The organism is Pseudoalteromonas sp. J2K-J979, from assembly GCF_058169715.2.
This window is the reverse complement of record NZ_CM200281.1, coordinates 2,127,648-2,142,476: the sequence shown is the minus strand read 5'-3', so window position 1 is coordinate 2,142,476 and position 14,829 is coordinate 2,127,648. Positions and strand designations below refer to the sequence as shown.

The following is a 14,829-nucleotide window of genomic DNA, read 5'->3' as shown; positions in this document are numbered from 1 at the left end:
GGTCAATCACTCTGCGACAAACTGTTACAATGTAACGTTAAAGTGCGGTGTTTGACTAGAATTTATTGTTACTTCAACAAAGTTCAACTTTTGGTGTCTTGCTGACAGCTAAACTGCGTTTGTTGTTTACAGCGTGCTTCGCTCGCTTCGAGGGAGTCTCCACCGATACAAAAATCGAGCCGAATCACTTGTTCACTGGCTTTTGCAATCTGATCAGTTTGGGGCTGCCAAGTGAATCCCTTGATTAATTTTCGACCTTCTTTAGCCAAGTAGTGTTTAGTTGAGACTTGGCTTATTAAGCTGACAGTTTGAGTTTTGCCATGCTCAGAAATAGCAACATTGTAAACGGCACATCCGGCAACGCCATTCATCGCAAGCTTAACGGGGTATTTGGGAGTGACATTATTGCTTCGCTGCCAAATAGCCTGATCAGGTACAGGTGTCATTTGGGTGACTTGAATATCGGCATATTGGCTATTGGCAAATGACGAAGTTGAAAAGCCTAAAATGCTGATTAGCATTGCTTTTTGCATGTTAAACATCCTTATTTTTATTTTTTTTAGTGTACCTTAAAATTTAAATGAATAAAATCACGTAAAAGTGTACGAGTGAGACTTGGCAGTTTGCGTTTATTTAACTAGTTTTCGATTATTAAATAAACAATTTTGGTGGTGCTTATGTCTATCAGAACATTTAGGGCGATTATCAGCGGTAAAGTGCAAGGGGTCTCTTATCGAGCTGCGGCCAAGCAATATGCGCTTGAGCATGAAATACAAGGGTATGCTAAAAACTTATTGCATGGCGAAGTTGAAATTGAAGCAACGGGGACAGAATCTCAGTTGGTTAACTTTGCGCAGTTCCTTGAACAAGGCCCTCCTCATGCCAATGTTGAAACCGTGGCCTGGGACTACGTTCAATTAAAAGATTACAAAGGGTTTAATGTTTGCTGAGGGGTTAAATTTGGCGAAAACCAAAACAAAGGTGTGTTGAGTGGTGTGAGTTTAGGCAGTTGCTGATTGGTCAGTTCGATGATTTGCTTATTGTTTAATTCGGCCCGTGCGATGTCTTTGGCAAAAAAACGGTTAAATAAACGTTCAAACTCCCCGTTTTGATGCATGGCCAGTAAGCCTTTTTCGACTGCTTTAGCTAATTTGTGATCGTGTTTGTTAAAAAAGAAATACATGGCAGTGGGGTAATACAAAGCGGTGTTGTTCACTACTGCAAACTCATCGCGATCGTTACGGTGGCTAAGCTCCCAATCGACTTCAATGATGCTGCGAGGAAATACATCACCTCTGCCTTTAAGTAGCATTTGAAACAAGGCTTCATAGCTGACAGCAGTACTGACGTTAAAACCATTATCTTGTAAGATCTCGCTGTCAGGCCAATCGTGGCCTTGTAAATAGATCAGTTTTTTAAAGCGTTCAGGGTTTGTGTATTGCTGATAAGTTTTCGCTCTAGATTTTTCTGTTAATAACAAGCGCCAACCATAGAGCCCTTTATAAATAGGGATACGCACTGGCAGTAGTTCGTCTTCACGAAATTTATTGGTCATCGTCCACGTAACGCTAATATTATCGCCTTGAGACAGTTCCTTGATTGCACGACTTTGTACCATTACAGAGGCTGTCGGTCGTAGCCAATAACGCAACCCACTGTGATCCAATGCGCTTTTTAGTAAAATAAGTGGGTACCATTTTTCAAGATCTTCACCTCGAGAAGGACGGGGGTAGATGATTTGCGTTGCATTTCCTGAAGCTTGGCTGAACAAAGGCATTTCAGTCGCAGAGGCTGAGGTATTGAGGCATAGCAGCAATGGAATGAGCATCCAAAGTTTCATTATCTTTCCTCGTTATAAGCCTAGGTTTAGTATAGCGGCATTGGTTTATTGTACGTTTAAGTTTAGTCGTGTATTCATCGACAATATGATGCAGATGATGAACGCGAACAGTCACTTAAACTGATCATCAGCATCGGTTAAAAGTGTAACAAAAATTGGGTACTTGAAAAGTAATGATTTGTAAATATTGGCTTTATGGCTAGCTTAGTGAGTATTCGAACTTCCTAAGATAGAATAAACAAACAAAATTCAGTATGGTGGGGTTATCTATTCGGCTTCAAACAGAGCGCGATTTCACGGCGGCTTTGTTTGGCCACTGACAAAGAACAAATGAAAATACACAGATGATAAAAAATAAACGTGTGCGTAATTGGGTCAGAATAATATTGGGCGTGTCGACTTTGGTCTCGTTATTTTTTGTACCTTGGATCTTAGTTTGGGCATGGTTGTTACCTTTACCTGCGACTGTGCAAGCGCAATCTGATCAAGCGATAGCACATGGCTTTGATGGCATCGTTGTGTATGTAGAACAAAAAGGTAAGCCCGCGATGTTCTATACCGCGGGTGTTCGGGATAGGGCGCAGAGCCTACCTGCTGATGCCAATGCATTATTCAAAATAGCGAGTATTGGAAAACTCTACCATGCGGTTGCGATTACTCAGTTAGTGCATAAAAAACAGATTTCGTTGACTCACACCCTTGGCGATTATTTTCCTGAATTAATCGGCAGAATTGAACATGCAGAGCAAATTTCTCTTAAAAATATAGTCCAACATCGCAGTGGGATCCCCAATTATACAAATTACCCTAATTACTGGGGCAACCCCGCATACACTTACCAAGACAAATTAGATCTTGCCCTAGATTTACCTGCCAGTTTTAAACCTGATCAGGGCTATGAGTACTCCAATACAAATTATTTACTGTTGTCAGAGTTGATCCGCCGCACCACAGGTTTAACCTCACAACAGTATATAAAACGCCATATTTTACAGCCTTTGGGCTTGCATAATACGTTTGGTTCACTGCGTGAGGTTGATTTAAAAGATGTGATGGGCGGCTATTATGTTGGTTACAAAGAAGACATTAAAGGCAATGATTATGGTTCAATGCTAGCTACAGTGGCTGACGTAGGTATATTTTTGCGCGCGCTCAACGATGGCAGTGTGTTTAAAGAGGGCGAACAAGCACTTTACCGTTCACTCTATGTGTATGATCACGGCGGGTTACTACCGGGTTTTCAGAGCCAAGCCAGCTATTACAAAGATATCGATACTGTTGTGGTACAGGTCATTAATACTACTAACCTTGATGGCTATGACTGGAATTTATCGCAAATTATCCATAATCGGATTTATACAATTCTTGTGCGTCAGTCTAAAAAGTAGTGGGATAGAAAAATAAAGAAGAGATTTAAGTAAACGAAAAATATTACTGAATTAGGATAGAAGAGGGGAATTGAGTGGTCGGCATAGCAGGATTCGAACCTGCGACCCCTTCACCCCCAGCGAAGTGCGCTACCAAGCTGCGCTATATGCCGACAACAGAAGCCAATAGTACGCATTTATTTTATAAAATCAATACACTTCAAACTGTTTGCACACAAACTGAGCATATTGGTTAGTTTGTTGTCTTTTCTAGCCATTTATTGATCTCTTTGGCCATAAAATCTCGTATGATTGGTTGGGCTTGCACGTTAGGGTGCAAATTATCGTTTTGCATAAGGCTTGTATCGGCTGCGACTTCAAGCATGAAAAAGGGCATCAGGTAGCTGTTTGTTGCTGTGGCAACTTTTTCAAAGCTTGCAGTGAACATTTGCGTGTAGCGTGGGCCTAAATTGGGCGTGATGTGTATTTCCATCAGTGCGACTGTTGCACCAAATGCTTGGCTTTGCTCGACCAAGGCGGTGAGGTCTTGTTGCAGACTCTTAATTGGGAAGCCTCTTAGGCCGTCGTTTGCACCGAGTTCAATCAGCACATGAGTAGGTTGAGTTTGTTCTAAATGGCCTGCAAGAGTCAGCAATGCATTGCCCGATGTTTGGCCGCTGACGCTGGCATTAACCAATGTGAGCTCAGGATGGGATTGTTTGTATTTATCTTGTAACAATTTAACCCAGCCTTGGTGTTGTTTCATGCCATAGGCCGCGCTTAAGCTATCACCAATAATTAAGACAGTTTGTTTAGCAACACTGATTGCAGGGTTGCTAAGTAGAATTACGAAAATAAAGAAATGGATAATTTTAGGAGTCATATGTCAGTGCTTACTCAACTTAATGTTATACAGGTCAATGGACTATCGAAAACGGTTAATACCTTTGAAGGTGAGTTAACCATCCTCAAGGACATTAGCTTTAATGTCAAGTCAGGAGATTCGGTGGCCATTGTAGGCGCATCAGGTTCGGGTAAATCTACATTGCTGAGCTTATTGGCTGGGTTAGATATTGCGAGTGAGGGATCAATTAGCCTCGATGGCGCATTATTAAATGAACTTGATGAAGAGGCCCGTGCAGCGTTGCGCGCTGAAAAAATAGGCTTTGTCTTTCAATCGTTTATGTTGGTTCAAAGTTTAACAGCGCTTGAAAACGTCATGCTCCCAGCTGAGCTTGCTGGGCAAACAGATGCCAAACAGCAAGCGATGGAATTGCTCGAAAAAGTGGGACTTGCACATCGGGTCGGGCATTACCCTTCTCAACTTTCGGGTGGTGAGCAACAACGTGTTGCTATTGCTCGCGCCTTTGTCGGTAAACCCAAAATTTTGTTTGCCGACGAGCCTTCGGCCAATCTGGATTCTAAAAATGGTCACTTAATTGAGAATTTATTGTTTGAGCTGAATGAGCAAAATGGCACTACATTGGTTTTAGTCACTCATGACGAAGTGTTGGCACAAAAGTGTCATCAAATTTTGCATATTGAAGGTGGCGAGCTCGAAAAGTCGACGGCAGGGGAGCGCGCAAATGTGGGCTAAATTAGCACTTAAATTATTTTTGCGAGAGCTTAAACGTGGTGAGCTCACCATTATTTCCGCTGCAATCGCTCTGGCAGTGTTGACCGTATTTACTTTGTCATCGGTAACGGATCGCATCGGCCTGAACATTGAGCAAAAATCGACCGAGTTTATCGCTGCTGATCGCCGGATGGACTCAAACCATCCCCTTGATGAAGCATACCTGATAGAGGCGCAACAACAGGGACTGGAAACGGCTCGTTTAACTTTCTTTGATACGATGGTTTTTGCGGGTGATGAAATGCTGTTGGCGTCGGTCAAAGCGGTGACGCAAGGTTATCCACTTCGTGGGAAAGTCACCCTCAAAGATAGCTTAGAAGGTTCGGAGTATTTAGTTGATTCAGGCCCTGCAATGGGTGAAATATGGGTGAGTGAGTCTATTTTTTACAGCTTGAACGTCAAAGTAGGCGATACCATCGAGCTTGGCGCAGGCCAATTTGCAATTGGGAAAGTGCTGGTGGATGAGCCAGATGGTGCGTTGTTTTCGTTATCGGGTAATCGGCGCATTATTATTAACCACGATGATATTACAGTGACGAAAGTGATTCAGCCGGGTAGTCGTGTATTTTATCGCTTTTTATTTGCCGGTGAAGAGCCCGCTTTAAAAGAGTATTACGCGTGGTTAAAACCGCAAATGAAAGACAATCAAAGCTGGGAAGGCATTAAAGACCGCCAATCACCATTGGGTGATAACCTGGCCCGTTCGAGTAACTTTTTACTCATAGCGGGGTTGTTAGGCATTATTTTAGCCGCCGTTGCGATGGCTGTATCGGCTAAACGTTATTGTGAACGTCAGTATGATCCTGTGGCGATGATGAAAACGTTAGGTGGCTCACGCATGATGATTCGCAAAATTTACTTATTGCATTTGGGCTTAGTTTGTCTCACCTCAATTATTTTGGGCTTAGCAGTTGGTTTTGTCTTACAAAATATTGGCGCGAATTATTTAGCACAATCAATGGGAACTGTCTTGCCGCAAGCTGGCCCAAAACCGTGGTTGATGGCCATTTTTATTGGTGTGATTTGCGCGGTGATGTTTGCAATTAAACCTCTGTTAGATTTATTTGATATTCCGCCGCTTCGTGTCTTGCGCCGTAATTTGGGTGATCAACTGGCTGTCAGTCGTATTCATTTAGCGATGTCGACGCTGACAATATTTTTACTGATGTGGTTATTTAGCGCCGATTTAAAATTATCTGTGTTGTTGTTTATTTCGTGTTTGCTTGTGGTGTTGGTGTTATTTGGCTTATCGCGACTTATTTTTGGTACAGGCCGTCGCTTGGGGTTAAGTCCGGGAAATAGTTGGTCATTGGCGCTGGCGACTATTCAAAAGCGTGCCAATGCCAACGCAGTGCAGCTGATCAGCTTTGCTTTGGCGATTAAACTGATGTTGTTTTTGGTGGTGTTAAAAAATGACATGATCAGCGACTGGCAACAGCAATTACCAGAGGGGGCGCCGAATGCTTTTTTGATTAACATCAACGAAGCCGAAGTGGCCCCTATGCAAGCGTATTTTGCTGAGCATGGCCTGGCTGATAATGGCTTTTATCCTGTGGTTCGTGGCCGTGTTCATGCGCTGAATGATGAAAAGTTTGCTCGTGAGGTGTCTTTGCAAGAAGGCGAAGAACGTGATGAGGAGGCGCGGCGCGGAGTGGGTAGGGAGCTAAATTTAACGTGGCTTGCGACGATGCCAAATAGCAATACCTTAACGGATGGGCAATGGTTCGATGACAGTGAGGTGCCGCAAGTCTCGGTAGAAAAAGGGATGGCCGAGCGTTTAGAGATGAAACTAGGTGATTCGCTGACTTTATTGATTAACAATCGTGAAGTGAACGCAAAAGTCACCAGTTTTAGAGAAGTTGATTGGGCCAGTTTACAGCCTAACTTCTTTATGATTTTAAACCCTCAAGCCATGGAGCAGTTTCCAGCAACTTACTTTACTGCCACTCATGTCGATGATGCACAGCAAAAGGTGTTTAACCAATTGCTGGTACAGTACCCAACGGTGAGTGTGGTTGACATCAAAGCGCGCATAGAACAAGCGCAATCGATTATTGATCAGGTATCGCTTGCGATTGGCTTTGTTCTTGCGATTGTGGTCGCCTGTGGTGCATTGGTATTGATTTCTCAAGTGCAGGCGAGTTTAGCTGAACGTATGCAGGAAATCGTCATATTGCGTACCCTGGGTGCAAAAGGTCGATTAATAAAACAAGCCACTTTGTATGAGTTTTTGTTGCTTGGCATGTTCGCAGGGTTTGTGGCGTCTTTAGTCAGTGATTTGGCTCTGTTTGTGATTCAGCGCCAAGTGTTTGAGGTGGCAGGGACGTTTCATCCGTATATTTGGCTGCTTGGGCCGCTCTCGGGAGGCGTATTTGTCGCGTTAGTGGGCTACAGTATGGTGGCTCGTACTATGAGGCAAAATACACAAGGATTGTTGCGTTCACTGGCGTAAAGTTGGTTGTTATAAAACTAAAAATCATTAGGTGCGCGCATTGCGCAACTTTTTATTGCGCTACTCTGTTTGCCTGTAAAAAGTCGAATGCTTATTTGTTTAATAGGCTTTGTAATGCTTCGTTTAAGTATTGGTGATGAAAACGAAAGCCCGCATCAAGTAGGGTTTGGGGCTTTACAGCTTGGCCATACACGAGCAAATCGGCCATTTCACCAAATAGTAGCCTTAGTAACCCCTCTGGCATAGTTAAAAAATCTGGACGGTGAATTGTTTTTGCGAGGGTGTGGCTAAATTGTGCATTACTGACCGGGTTAGGGGCCGTTGCATTGATAGGTCCTTGCAACTTAGGTGTTTCAAGGATAAACAAAATAGCACTGATGATATCGTCAATGTGGATCCATGACATCATTTGTCGCCCTGAAGCGATGGGGCCACCCAAACCACATTTAAATGCGGGCAGCATTTTTTGCAATGCACCGCCTTTATCGCATAAAACGATACCCGTGCGGAGTAAACAGACGCGTGTTTGTTCTGTTTGTGCCCCGAGTGCTATTTGCTCCCATTGTTGACATAGTTGGTGACTAAATTCATCGAAGTGGTCGGTATGGCTTTCATCAACCACGGTTGTTTGGCGGCCATAATAGCCAATAGCACTGCCAGAAATAAAGGTGTGCGGCGGTGATGTAGCCGCTTTGATGCCATCGACTAATGCTTGAGTAATGGTAAACCGTGATTGCTCAATTGTTTGTTTTTGTTTAGCACTCCAGCGTTTATCTGCAATGGGCTCACCCGCTAAGTTTATAACGGCATCAATTTCGTTAAAATTGATTTGCGAGGCGGATGTGATTGCTTGCACTTGATGGCCATTGACTTTGTAAGCTTTATCGAGTTTTCGGCTCAATACCGTGACATGGTGATGATTGTTTAAAAACTTAACAAGTTGCCGACCAATAAGCCCAGTTCCGCCTGTTATTAGAATATTCATTTTGTTCACATTCGAGTGCAAGATCATTTCCTTTAGTGTAGTTAAGCAATCACTAACAGAACAGTGTGTGTACCTGTTTTGTTTTTAGCGCAGCGCTCTTTTAGTCGTTATTTTGAACAATACGAAGGCCGTTGGGTAGATGATCAGGCTAACTCTTGGGTATTGATGACTAAGCGATTTATTTTATGTAGTTTTTACCTTAGTATCCGTGGGTAACGTGTGCTTAGTAATAAGCCAATTGCATGACTTACAAGGAAACATCATGGTTCAACCTATTTTATCAGGGATCAGCAAGCGCTTGCTTATTTTAGCGGCTGCGGTGATTGTTTTAGCCGGAGTAAAAGCGGCCAGTGTCGTGATCGTCCCTTTTTTATTATCGTTATTTTTGGCAATTATTTGTAATCCACTAATTAATTTTTTTGCCCGCTACCGTATTCCAAAAGGAGTAGCGGTGGTGTTAGTGATTTTACTGATAGTGTTGCTTGGTATGTCGTTAGCTGGGTTGGTTGGCCAGTCAGTGAATGATTTTTCGAGGAATATTCCTGAGTATAAAGATAAGCTGCAGCAAGAGTTTATTTGGGCGGTTGATGTCGCTGCAAATTACAATATTTTGCTCAATAAAGAGCAAATATTGGAATTATTTGATCCGGGCAAAGTGATTGATATGGCCTCTAACATGCTTGCTGGTGTGGGCGGAGTGATGGCTAATCTGTTCCTGATTATTTTGACTGTGGTGTTTATGTTGTTTGAAGCTCCGGTGATTAGCAAAAAAGTGCATTTGGCGCTTGATGATCCGGATATGAAAATGAAACAAATAGATCGCTTTTTAGAGTCGGTCAACGCTTATCTTGCGATTAAAACCTTAGTGAGTTTAGCGACGGGGTTTTGCGCGGGGCTTTTACTGTGGATGTTGAATGTAGATTATTTTGTGCTGTGGGGTGTGTTGGCTTTTATGTTTAATTACATTCCAAATATCGGTTCAATCATCGCTGCAGTCCCTGCTGTATTGTTAGCGTTAATTCTACAAGGTCCTGCAGTGGCCAGTATGGTGGCTGTGGGCTACGTGGCGATTAATATGGTAATGGGGAATGTTATTGAGCCCAAATATATGGGTCGTGGATTAGGGTTATCAACTTTAGTGGTGTTTTTATCATTAATTTTCTGGGGCTGGTTATTAGGCACCGTCGGTATGCTGTTGTCTGTTCCGCTGACAATGATCGTTAAAATAGGCCTTGAAGCCAGTGACGATGGTCGTTGGCTGGCTGTTTTGTTGGGGTCAGGGGATGAAGGTGATATTGCCATAGAGCAATTGTGCCCTGAGCAATCGGAACAATCCGATCAAGAAGAAAAAACCCAAGCTTAACAAGTTATAATGGATAAAATACGCCCGTTTAGATCCTTAAACGGGCGTTTTTACGTTGTGCTGAGTCGTCTTACTTGAACTTTAGTGCTTCGATATGAAATTGCCGTAATTGCAGTTCACACCGTTTATAGGTAATGGCGGCTGCAATCGTATCTGGCAGTAAGTTTAAGTAGCGCCATCGGCAGCTGTCTTCTCGGTATTTATCAAATTCTTGTTCAGAGCGTTTAAATACTTTTAACAATTGCACATTGCCTGTTTCAGTTTGTTTTTTTTCTAAATCGAGAGTTATTTTATTCACATAGGTTTCAGCAATGCGTTCTTGGGCCGCGATTTTATTTTCGAGGCAGCGAATATAACGCGGGTTAGTTGATTTTTCATCTTGGCAACCATCATCGAACGCAGACACTGAACCTGAGCCAAATAACACGAGAATGGCACATACACTACTAGTAATTCGTTTTATGGAATGAAACATTAAATAAAGCGCCTCCTAATGGGCTGTCACTGATGGTTAATTGGCCTTGATAGGCACTGACTAAGTCGTTCACTATGGCCATGCCAATACCGTGTCCGGCTTCATAACTATCGAGTCGTTTACCTCGTTCAGTTAAACTGGCTCGATCGGCGGGTTGAATGCCTGGTCCATCGTCAGATACAGCAAGGGTTAGCTGGGTTGTTGTGTCATCAATGATAACCTGTACTTGGTTAACACAGGCTTTGCATGCGTTATCTATAAGGTTACCGAGAATCTCCATTAAATCCGTTTTATCCCCTAAAAATTGTGCACTCTCACAACAGACTAGGTCAATATTTATCTCTTTGTCACGGTAAACTTTACTCATGGCATTTAAAATTGCTTGTGCAACCGGGGCAACGGGCGTGTGTTTTTTCCATGTATCGGTGGCGCCACTGGCTGCTCGTTTAAGCTGGTGCTCGATCATATGGTTTATGCGATTAAGTTGTTCGTTGTTTTCGGCGCTGAGCGCTTGCTCACTCGACTTAAGCACTGCAAGTGGTGTTTTAAGTGCATGGGCTAAATCGCTGAGGGATTTGCGATATTGTTCTTTTTGGCGACGTTGAGATTCAAGCAGTAAGTTGAGGTCTTGTTGGATTTTGCGCAATTCTACAGGGTAGTGGCCTGCGATTTCGGTATGTTGCCCTGATTCGATTGCCATAATTTCATGGTCGAGTAAGCGAAGCGGTCGGCTGCTCCAATAAAATCCTACTATGAGCAATAAAGTGATAACGATGCCCATAATAACGAGCCATTCGATTAAGGTTTGTCTAAAACCTTGCATGACATCAAGTAATGCACTGTTATCTTTGAGTAAATAGAAACTAAACGTGTGAGATGAGTCACTGGTGTCATAAACGAGTGAAAAACTCAGTTGCCAATATTCTCGTCCTTCCAAGGTGATTTTTTCAAAGTGTTTTTCACCGAGTAATTCATTTCTGACGAGTGGGTGAACCTCTTTGTTGATACTTGATTCTGATTGCCATCGCTTTTGGTCGTCTTTATATACATAGGCAAAGGTATCTGAGTTGATTCTATTGAGCTCTGGGGCTAACAAAATTTGCGGCATTTCAATGCCATTTTCTGAGAAGTCGACTTCGCCAATTAAAGAATATAAATGGGCCTCAAGGGTGTTTTCAGTCGCGTCGACTAAAGAGGCATAATAGGACTTACCGATTGACACAAAGAGTATCGGCAAAGCAACCAATAATAAAAAGACAAGAATGAATCCTTGCCTAATTTTTAATGAAATAACCGGCATTACCAATTACTGCGCAAACGATAACCGCGACCTCGGAGTGTTTCTATGGGGGCAATGGTACCCTCAGGGTCGATTTTTTTACGTAACCTTAAGACAAACACTTCAATGACATTCGAGTCTAAGTCAAAATCTTGATCATAAATATGTTCGGTCAGTTCTGATTTAGAAATCACTTTTTGTGGGTTGACCATCAAATATTCTAGAACTCGATATTCGTAGCCAGTAAGAGTGATTTCTTGATCGTTCACCCATACTTGCTGTGAGCGAGTATTGACTTTGATAGGACCTGCAGACATTTCAGGATTGGCTTGACCCGCACTGCGGCGAATGAGCGCATTACACCGAGCAATGAGTTCTTCAGTATGAAATGGCTTAGTGAGGTAGTCGTCAGCTCCCGCATCGAGACCTTCGACTTTGTCTTGCCAGCGGTCACGGGCGGTGAGAATTAAAATCGGCAGCTCAGTATTGTTGGCACGGGCTTGCTTAATGACTGCGATACCATCCATTTTAGGTAAACCTAAATCTATCACGGCTAAGTCAAGTGGGTACTCAGTTAAATGAAACAGGCCACTTTCACCATCGTTTGCGATGTCGACGCTGTATTTTTCTTTCTCTAAAGCACTGCGAAGGTTTTCTGCTAAATGAAGATCATCTTCAATAATTAAAATACGCATTAACTTTTATCCTTTTTCACTTTGCCATCCGCTTTATTCACTTTGACATCAATGACTCGACCTTGGGTTTGCAGCACTCTGACTTTATAGTGCTTGTCTTGATCTTTTACTTTTAATACTTTGCCTGGATACTCTTTTTTCACAAGCAGCACGGCTTGACGCTTGCCCATTTTCTCCGCTTTCACCTGTGGTTCGGGTGACGCTGTCGCATTAAAAGGCAATAGGCTTAGTAATATTACAAAGCAAATAATGTGTGCTGAAAGTGTAGTTCGCATCAAGACTCTCCTCATTGATAGCGTCAGTTTAAAGAAGATACCTTGTTAAACTCAAGCTTATTTATCAATTACTTTGCTTATTTGGGGTAATGATGCCCCATCTTAATTCGGCGATTGTGTTTGATTGGCTCGATATTGAGCTTAACGGTGATCCGTCGGCCCGGATGTTCAAGTGTAAACGTATGAAATACATTTCCTTTATATTTATAAGTGACATTAAAACCGGCTAATTCGTCATGTCGATAAGTATGCTTTGGTTGGTGTCTGGAACGTGTCTGATAATCACTGTGTTTGACGCGGACTTTAACGTGATGGTGCTTAAGCTCGGCTAAATAATGCGGCTGGGCAAACGATGAATGATTGTAATGCGTAGCAGTCTTTTTATAGACAGGGGTAACCTTGATGACGTTCGCTTCGTCAAACCAGCTGTCATGACTGGCCAAAGCGGGGTAACTCAATAGGGTAAGGATACCGCTTAGAATACGTGTTTTCATAATAGTGACTCTTTTGCTAAGAATTAATATTAACTTAGAGAGTCACCCATGAATTGTAACTGAACGATTACAAATCGATTTATGGCAGGACTTTTTTGAATGGCTTAACGACAGATTCAGCGTACACACCAGCGGCTACATACGGATCTTCAGCGGCCCATTGGCGGGCTTCTTCGAGTGAAGCAAATTCTGCGATCACGAGTGATCCTGTAAAGCCCGCTTCAGCAGGATCGTCACTATCAATGGCAGGCATAGGCCCTGCGACAAATAGGCGTTCTTGCTCATTGAGTGCCTCTAAACGAGCAAGATGAGCAGGACGAGCTTGCTTACGAAGGGGTAGAGAGTTTTCAATATCGGTAGAACAAATCATGTATAACATGGTGTTTCCTTAAGCTATGTGTCTTCTTTGGCTTATTATCTCTGTTTTATTTTGCTTATGTAAAGAATCTTCACAAAAGCTTGAAACAAGGGCTTGAACACTGCTAGCATCGGCGAGATAACATAATAAAAAGAAGGGGCGCTCCATGAGTGCAAGTCGCGAGCATTTTAGTTCTCGTTTAGGGTTTATTTTAGCTGCAGCTGGATCGGCTGTGGGGATTGGTAATTTGGTGGGCTTTCCTGTTTCAGCCACTAAAAATGGTGGGGGCGCATTTTTAGTTACCTACGCGCTGTTTGTCGCATTCATTTGTTTACCAGTGATGATGGCTGAAATGGCAATGGGTCGTCATGCTCAAAAAGATCCGCTCGGTTCATATCGTCAATTATCAAATAACAGCAAAGGCTGGCGAAAAGCAGGTTTTTTAGCCGTCTTAACCCCATTTATGATTGCTGTTTTCTACATGGTTATTACTGTGTGGATTTTTGGTTATTTAGTTCAAACAGGGCTCGGTAATTTGGACTTATTGGCACAGCCAGAGAGTTTCGGCACGTTTATAAATTCGACCACCGTATTTATTTACATGGCGTTGGTAGGCGTAATTATTAATTTAATTTTGGTCGGTGGTGTAAAGCAAGGGATTGAAAAAGCATCAAAAATATTAATGCCTGCGTTGTTTGTATTATTGATCGGTTTGGTGGGCTATGTGCTGACACTCGATAATGCGATGGCCGGTGTGAAATACTATGTAGTGCCTGATTTTTCTAAGCTTGATGCCAGTGTGCTTAATGGGGCTTTGTCGCAAGCGTTCTTTTCGTTATCGCTGGGAATGGGTATTTTAATGACCTATGCATCGTATATTTCGAAAAAAGATGACATCGTCGGCGCGGCGAAAATGGTGGCAGTCACGGACTCGTTAGTTGCATTTATTGCAGGTTTGATGGTTTTGCCTGCTATTTTTAGTTTCAATCCCGAAACCGACCCAAGTCAATTAACCGACTCTTCGGTATCGATGATTTTTGTTTACTTACCTAAAATCTTACTCGCATTGCAAGCTGATGTAGGTTACGTCGGGGCTTCTGTCATTGCGTTTATCTTTTTCTTATTAGTGTTTTTTGCTGCGATCACATCATTGGTTTCGATTATTGAAGTACCGACATCAACTCTTATCGAAGAAAAAAACATGAGCCGTAAAAAGGCACTGGGCGTGCTGTCGGTCTCTATGGGCGTATTAACTATTTTATGTACGGTGTCGTTTGGTATGGTTGAATGGTTGACGAATTTCACCAGCTATGGAGGCGGTAATAAGAGCTTATTTGATATTGTCTATGACGTTTTTTACGATACAATCTTACCGCTGAATGGGCTGCTTGTGTGTTTGTTTGTAATGTATCGTTGGAAAAAAAGCGAGTTATCGAAGGAGTTAAGTCAAGGCTGTGATAGTTATCGCGGCAGTTTTATGGAGCGATATGTTAACTTTTCACTCTCGACTTTTATTCCGGTCATTTTAGCGATTATTTTTATTAATACGGTTGCTACGAAATTCTTTAACGTCAGTTTATTGGGTTTTTAACGAGTCTATGCGCTTCGGG

General features: G+C 42.6%; 16 protein-coding genes and 1 tRNA gene. 6 read left to right on the top strand and 11 right to left on the bottom strand.

Features of this window, described 5'->3' with window-relative positions; all coding sequences use genetic code 11:
* Positions 1-83: 83 nt before the first annotated feature.
* On the bottom strand, positions 84-533 hold the full coding sequence (locus AC3KVK_RS09855; RefSeq protein WP_490312272.1) for an energy transducer TonB: 450 nt from the start codon (positions 531-533) through the stop codon (positions 84-86).
* 144 nt (positions 534-677) lie between these two features.
* Here AC3KVK_RS09855 and AC3KVK_RS09850 point away from each other — a divergent pair, with 144 nt between their 5' ends.
* Positions 678-950, top strand: a complete 273-nt coding sequence (locus tag AC3KVK_RS09850) for an acylphosphatase (RefSeq protein ID WP_490312273.1) — start codon at positions 678-680, stop codon at positions 948-950.
* Here the strand turns inward: AC3KVK_RS09850 and AC3KVK_RS09845 are convergent.
* The gene (locus AC3KVK_RS09845) at positions 926-1,840 is read right to left on the bottom strand and encodes a substrate-binding periplasmic protein (RefSeq protein ID WP_490312274.1); all 915 of its coding nucleotides are present in this window, start codon (positions 1,838-1,840) and stop codon (positions 926-928) included. The two genes, AC3KVK_RS09850 and AC3KVK_RS09845, sit on opposite strands and share 25 nt — an antisense overlap.
* Before the next feature lie 344 nt (positions 1,841-2,184).
* On the opposite strand from AC3KVK_RS09845, the gene AC3KVK_RS09840 reads away from it, so the two are divergent.
* Positions 2,185-3,228 (top strand): serine hydrolase domain-containing protein, encoded by a 1,044-nt coding sequence (locus tag AC3KVK_RS09840; RefSeq protein ID WP_490312275.1) that lies wholly within the window; start codon positions 2,185-2,187, stop codon positions 3,226-3,228.
* A 75-nt stretch (positions 3,229-3,303) separates the two neighbouring features.
* On the opposite strand, the gene AC3KVK_RS09835 is transcribed toward AC3KVK_RS09840, so the two are convergent.
* A tRNA-Pro gene (locus AC3KVK_RS09835) sits at positions 3,304-3,380 on the bottom strand.
* 80 nt (positions 3,381-3,460) lie between these two features.
* Positions 3,461-4,090 (bottom strand): arylesterase, encoded by a 630-nt coding sequence (locus AC3KVK_RS09830; protein ID WP_490312276.1) that lies wholly within the window; start codon positions 4,088-4,090, stop codon positions 3,461-3,463.
* Between AC3KVK_RS09830 and AC3KVK_RS09825 the strand changes: the two genes are divergently transcribed.
* Both AC3KVK_RS09825 and AC3KVK_RS09820 read left to right on the top strand, forming a co-directional pair.
* Positions 4,091-4,804 (top strand): ABC transporter ATP-binding protein, encoded by a 714-nt coding sequence (locus tag AC3KVK_RS09825; protein ID WP_490312277.1) that lies wholly within the window; start codon positions 4,091-4,093, stop codon positions 4,802-4,804.
* Entirely contained in the window at positions 4,794-7,295 is a 2,502-nt protein-coding gene (locus tag AC3KVK_RS09820) for an ABC transporter permease (protein WP_490312278.1), read from the top strand. The genes AC3KVK_RS09825 and AC3KVK_RS09820 overlap by 11 nt, the downstream gene beginning before the upstream one ends.
* A gap of 91 nt (positions 7,296-7,386) precedes the next feature.
* Here the strand turns inward: AC3KVK_RS09820 and AC3KVK_RS09815 are convergent, their stop codons facing one another.
* Positions 7,387-8,280, bottom strand: a complete 894-nt coding sequence (locus AC3KVK_RS09815) for a TIGR01777 family oxidoreductase (RefSeq protein ID WP_490312279.1) — start codon at positions 8,278-8,280, stop codon at positions 7,387-7,389.
* A gap of 262 nt (positions 8,281-8,542) precedes the next feature.
* Between AC3KVK_RS09815 and AC3KVK_RS09810 the strand changes: the two genes are divergently transcribed.
* Positions 8,543-9,643 (top strand): AI-2E family transporter, encoded by a 1,101-nt coding sequence (locus AC3KVK_RS09810; protein ID WP_490312280.1) that lies wholly within the window; start codon positions 8,543-8,545, stop codon positions 9,641-9,643.
* Between the two features lie 70 nt (positions 9,644-9,713).
* Here the strand turns inward: AC3KVK_RS09810 and AC3KVK_RS09805 are convergent, their stop codons facing one another.
* The 6 genes from AC3KVK_RS09805 to AC3KVK_RS09780 all read right to left on the bottom strand — a co-directional run bounded on the left by AC3KVK_RS09805 (position 9,714) and on the right by AC3KVK_RS09780 (position 13,240).
* Positions 9,714-10,118 (bottom strand): hypothetical protein, encoded by a 405-nt coding sequence (locus AC3KVK_RS09805; RefSeq protein WP_490312281.1) that lies wholly within the window; start codon positions 10,116-10,118, stop codon positions 9,714-9,716.
* On the bottom strand, positions 10,090-11,424 hold the full coding sequence (locus AC3KVK_RS09800; protein ID WP_490312282.1) for an ATP-binding protein: 1,335 nt from the start codon (positions 11,422-11,424) through the stop codon (positions 10,090-10,092). The genes AC3KVK_RS09805 and AC3KVK_RS09800 overlap by 29 nt, the downstream gene beginning before the upstream one ends.
* The gene (locus AC3KVK_RS09795) at positions 11,418-12,092 is read right to left on the bottom strand and encodes a response regulator transcription factor (RefSeq protein WP_490312283.1); all 675 of its coding nucleotides are present in this window, start codon (positions 12,090-12,092) and stop codon (positions 11,418-11,420) included. Before AC3KVK_RS09795 ends, AC3KVK_RS09800 begins: the two co-directional genes overlap by 7 nt.
* On the bottom strand, positions 12,092-12,367 hold the full coding sequence (locus AC3KVK_RS09790; protein WP_490312284.1) for a PepSY domain-containing protein: 276 nt from the start codon (positions 12,365-12,367) through the stop codon (positions 12,092-12,094). The genes AC3KVK_RS09795 and AC3KVK_RS09790 overlap by 1 nt, the downstream gene beginning before the upstream one ends.
* Positions 12,368-12,444: 77 nt before the next feature.
* Positions 12,445-12,861: a hypothetical protein gene (locus AC3KVK_RS09785; RefSeq protein WP_490312285.1), complete on the bottom strand. Its 417-nt coding sequence runs from the start codon at positions 12,859-12,861 to the stop codon at positions 12,445-12,447.
* A 79-nt stretch (positions 12,862-12,940) separates the two neighbouring features.
* On the bottom strand, positions 12,941-13,240 hold the full coding sequence (locus AC3KVK_RS09780; RefSeq protein ID WP_490312286.1) for a YciI family protein: 300 nt from the start codon (positions 13,238-13,240) through the stop codon (positions 12,941-12,943).
* Between the two features lie 145 nt (positions 13,241-13,385).
* Here AC3KVK_RS09780 and AC3KVK_RS09775 point away from each other — a divergent pair, with 145 nt between their 5' ends.
* Positions 13,386-14,810, top strand: a complete 1,425-nt coding sequence (locus AC3KVK_RS09775) for a sodium-dependent transporter (RefSeq protein ID WP_490312287.1) — start codon at positions 13,386-13,388, stop codon at positions 14,808-14,810.
* Positions 14,811-14,829 lie beyond the last annotated feature (19 nt).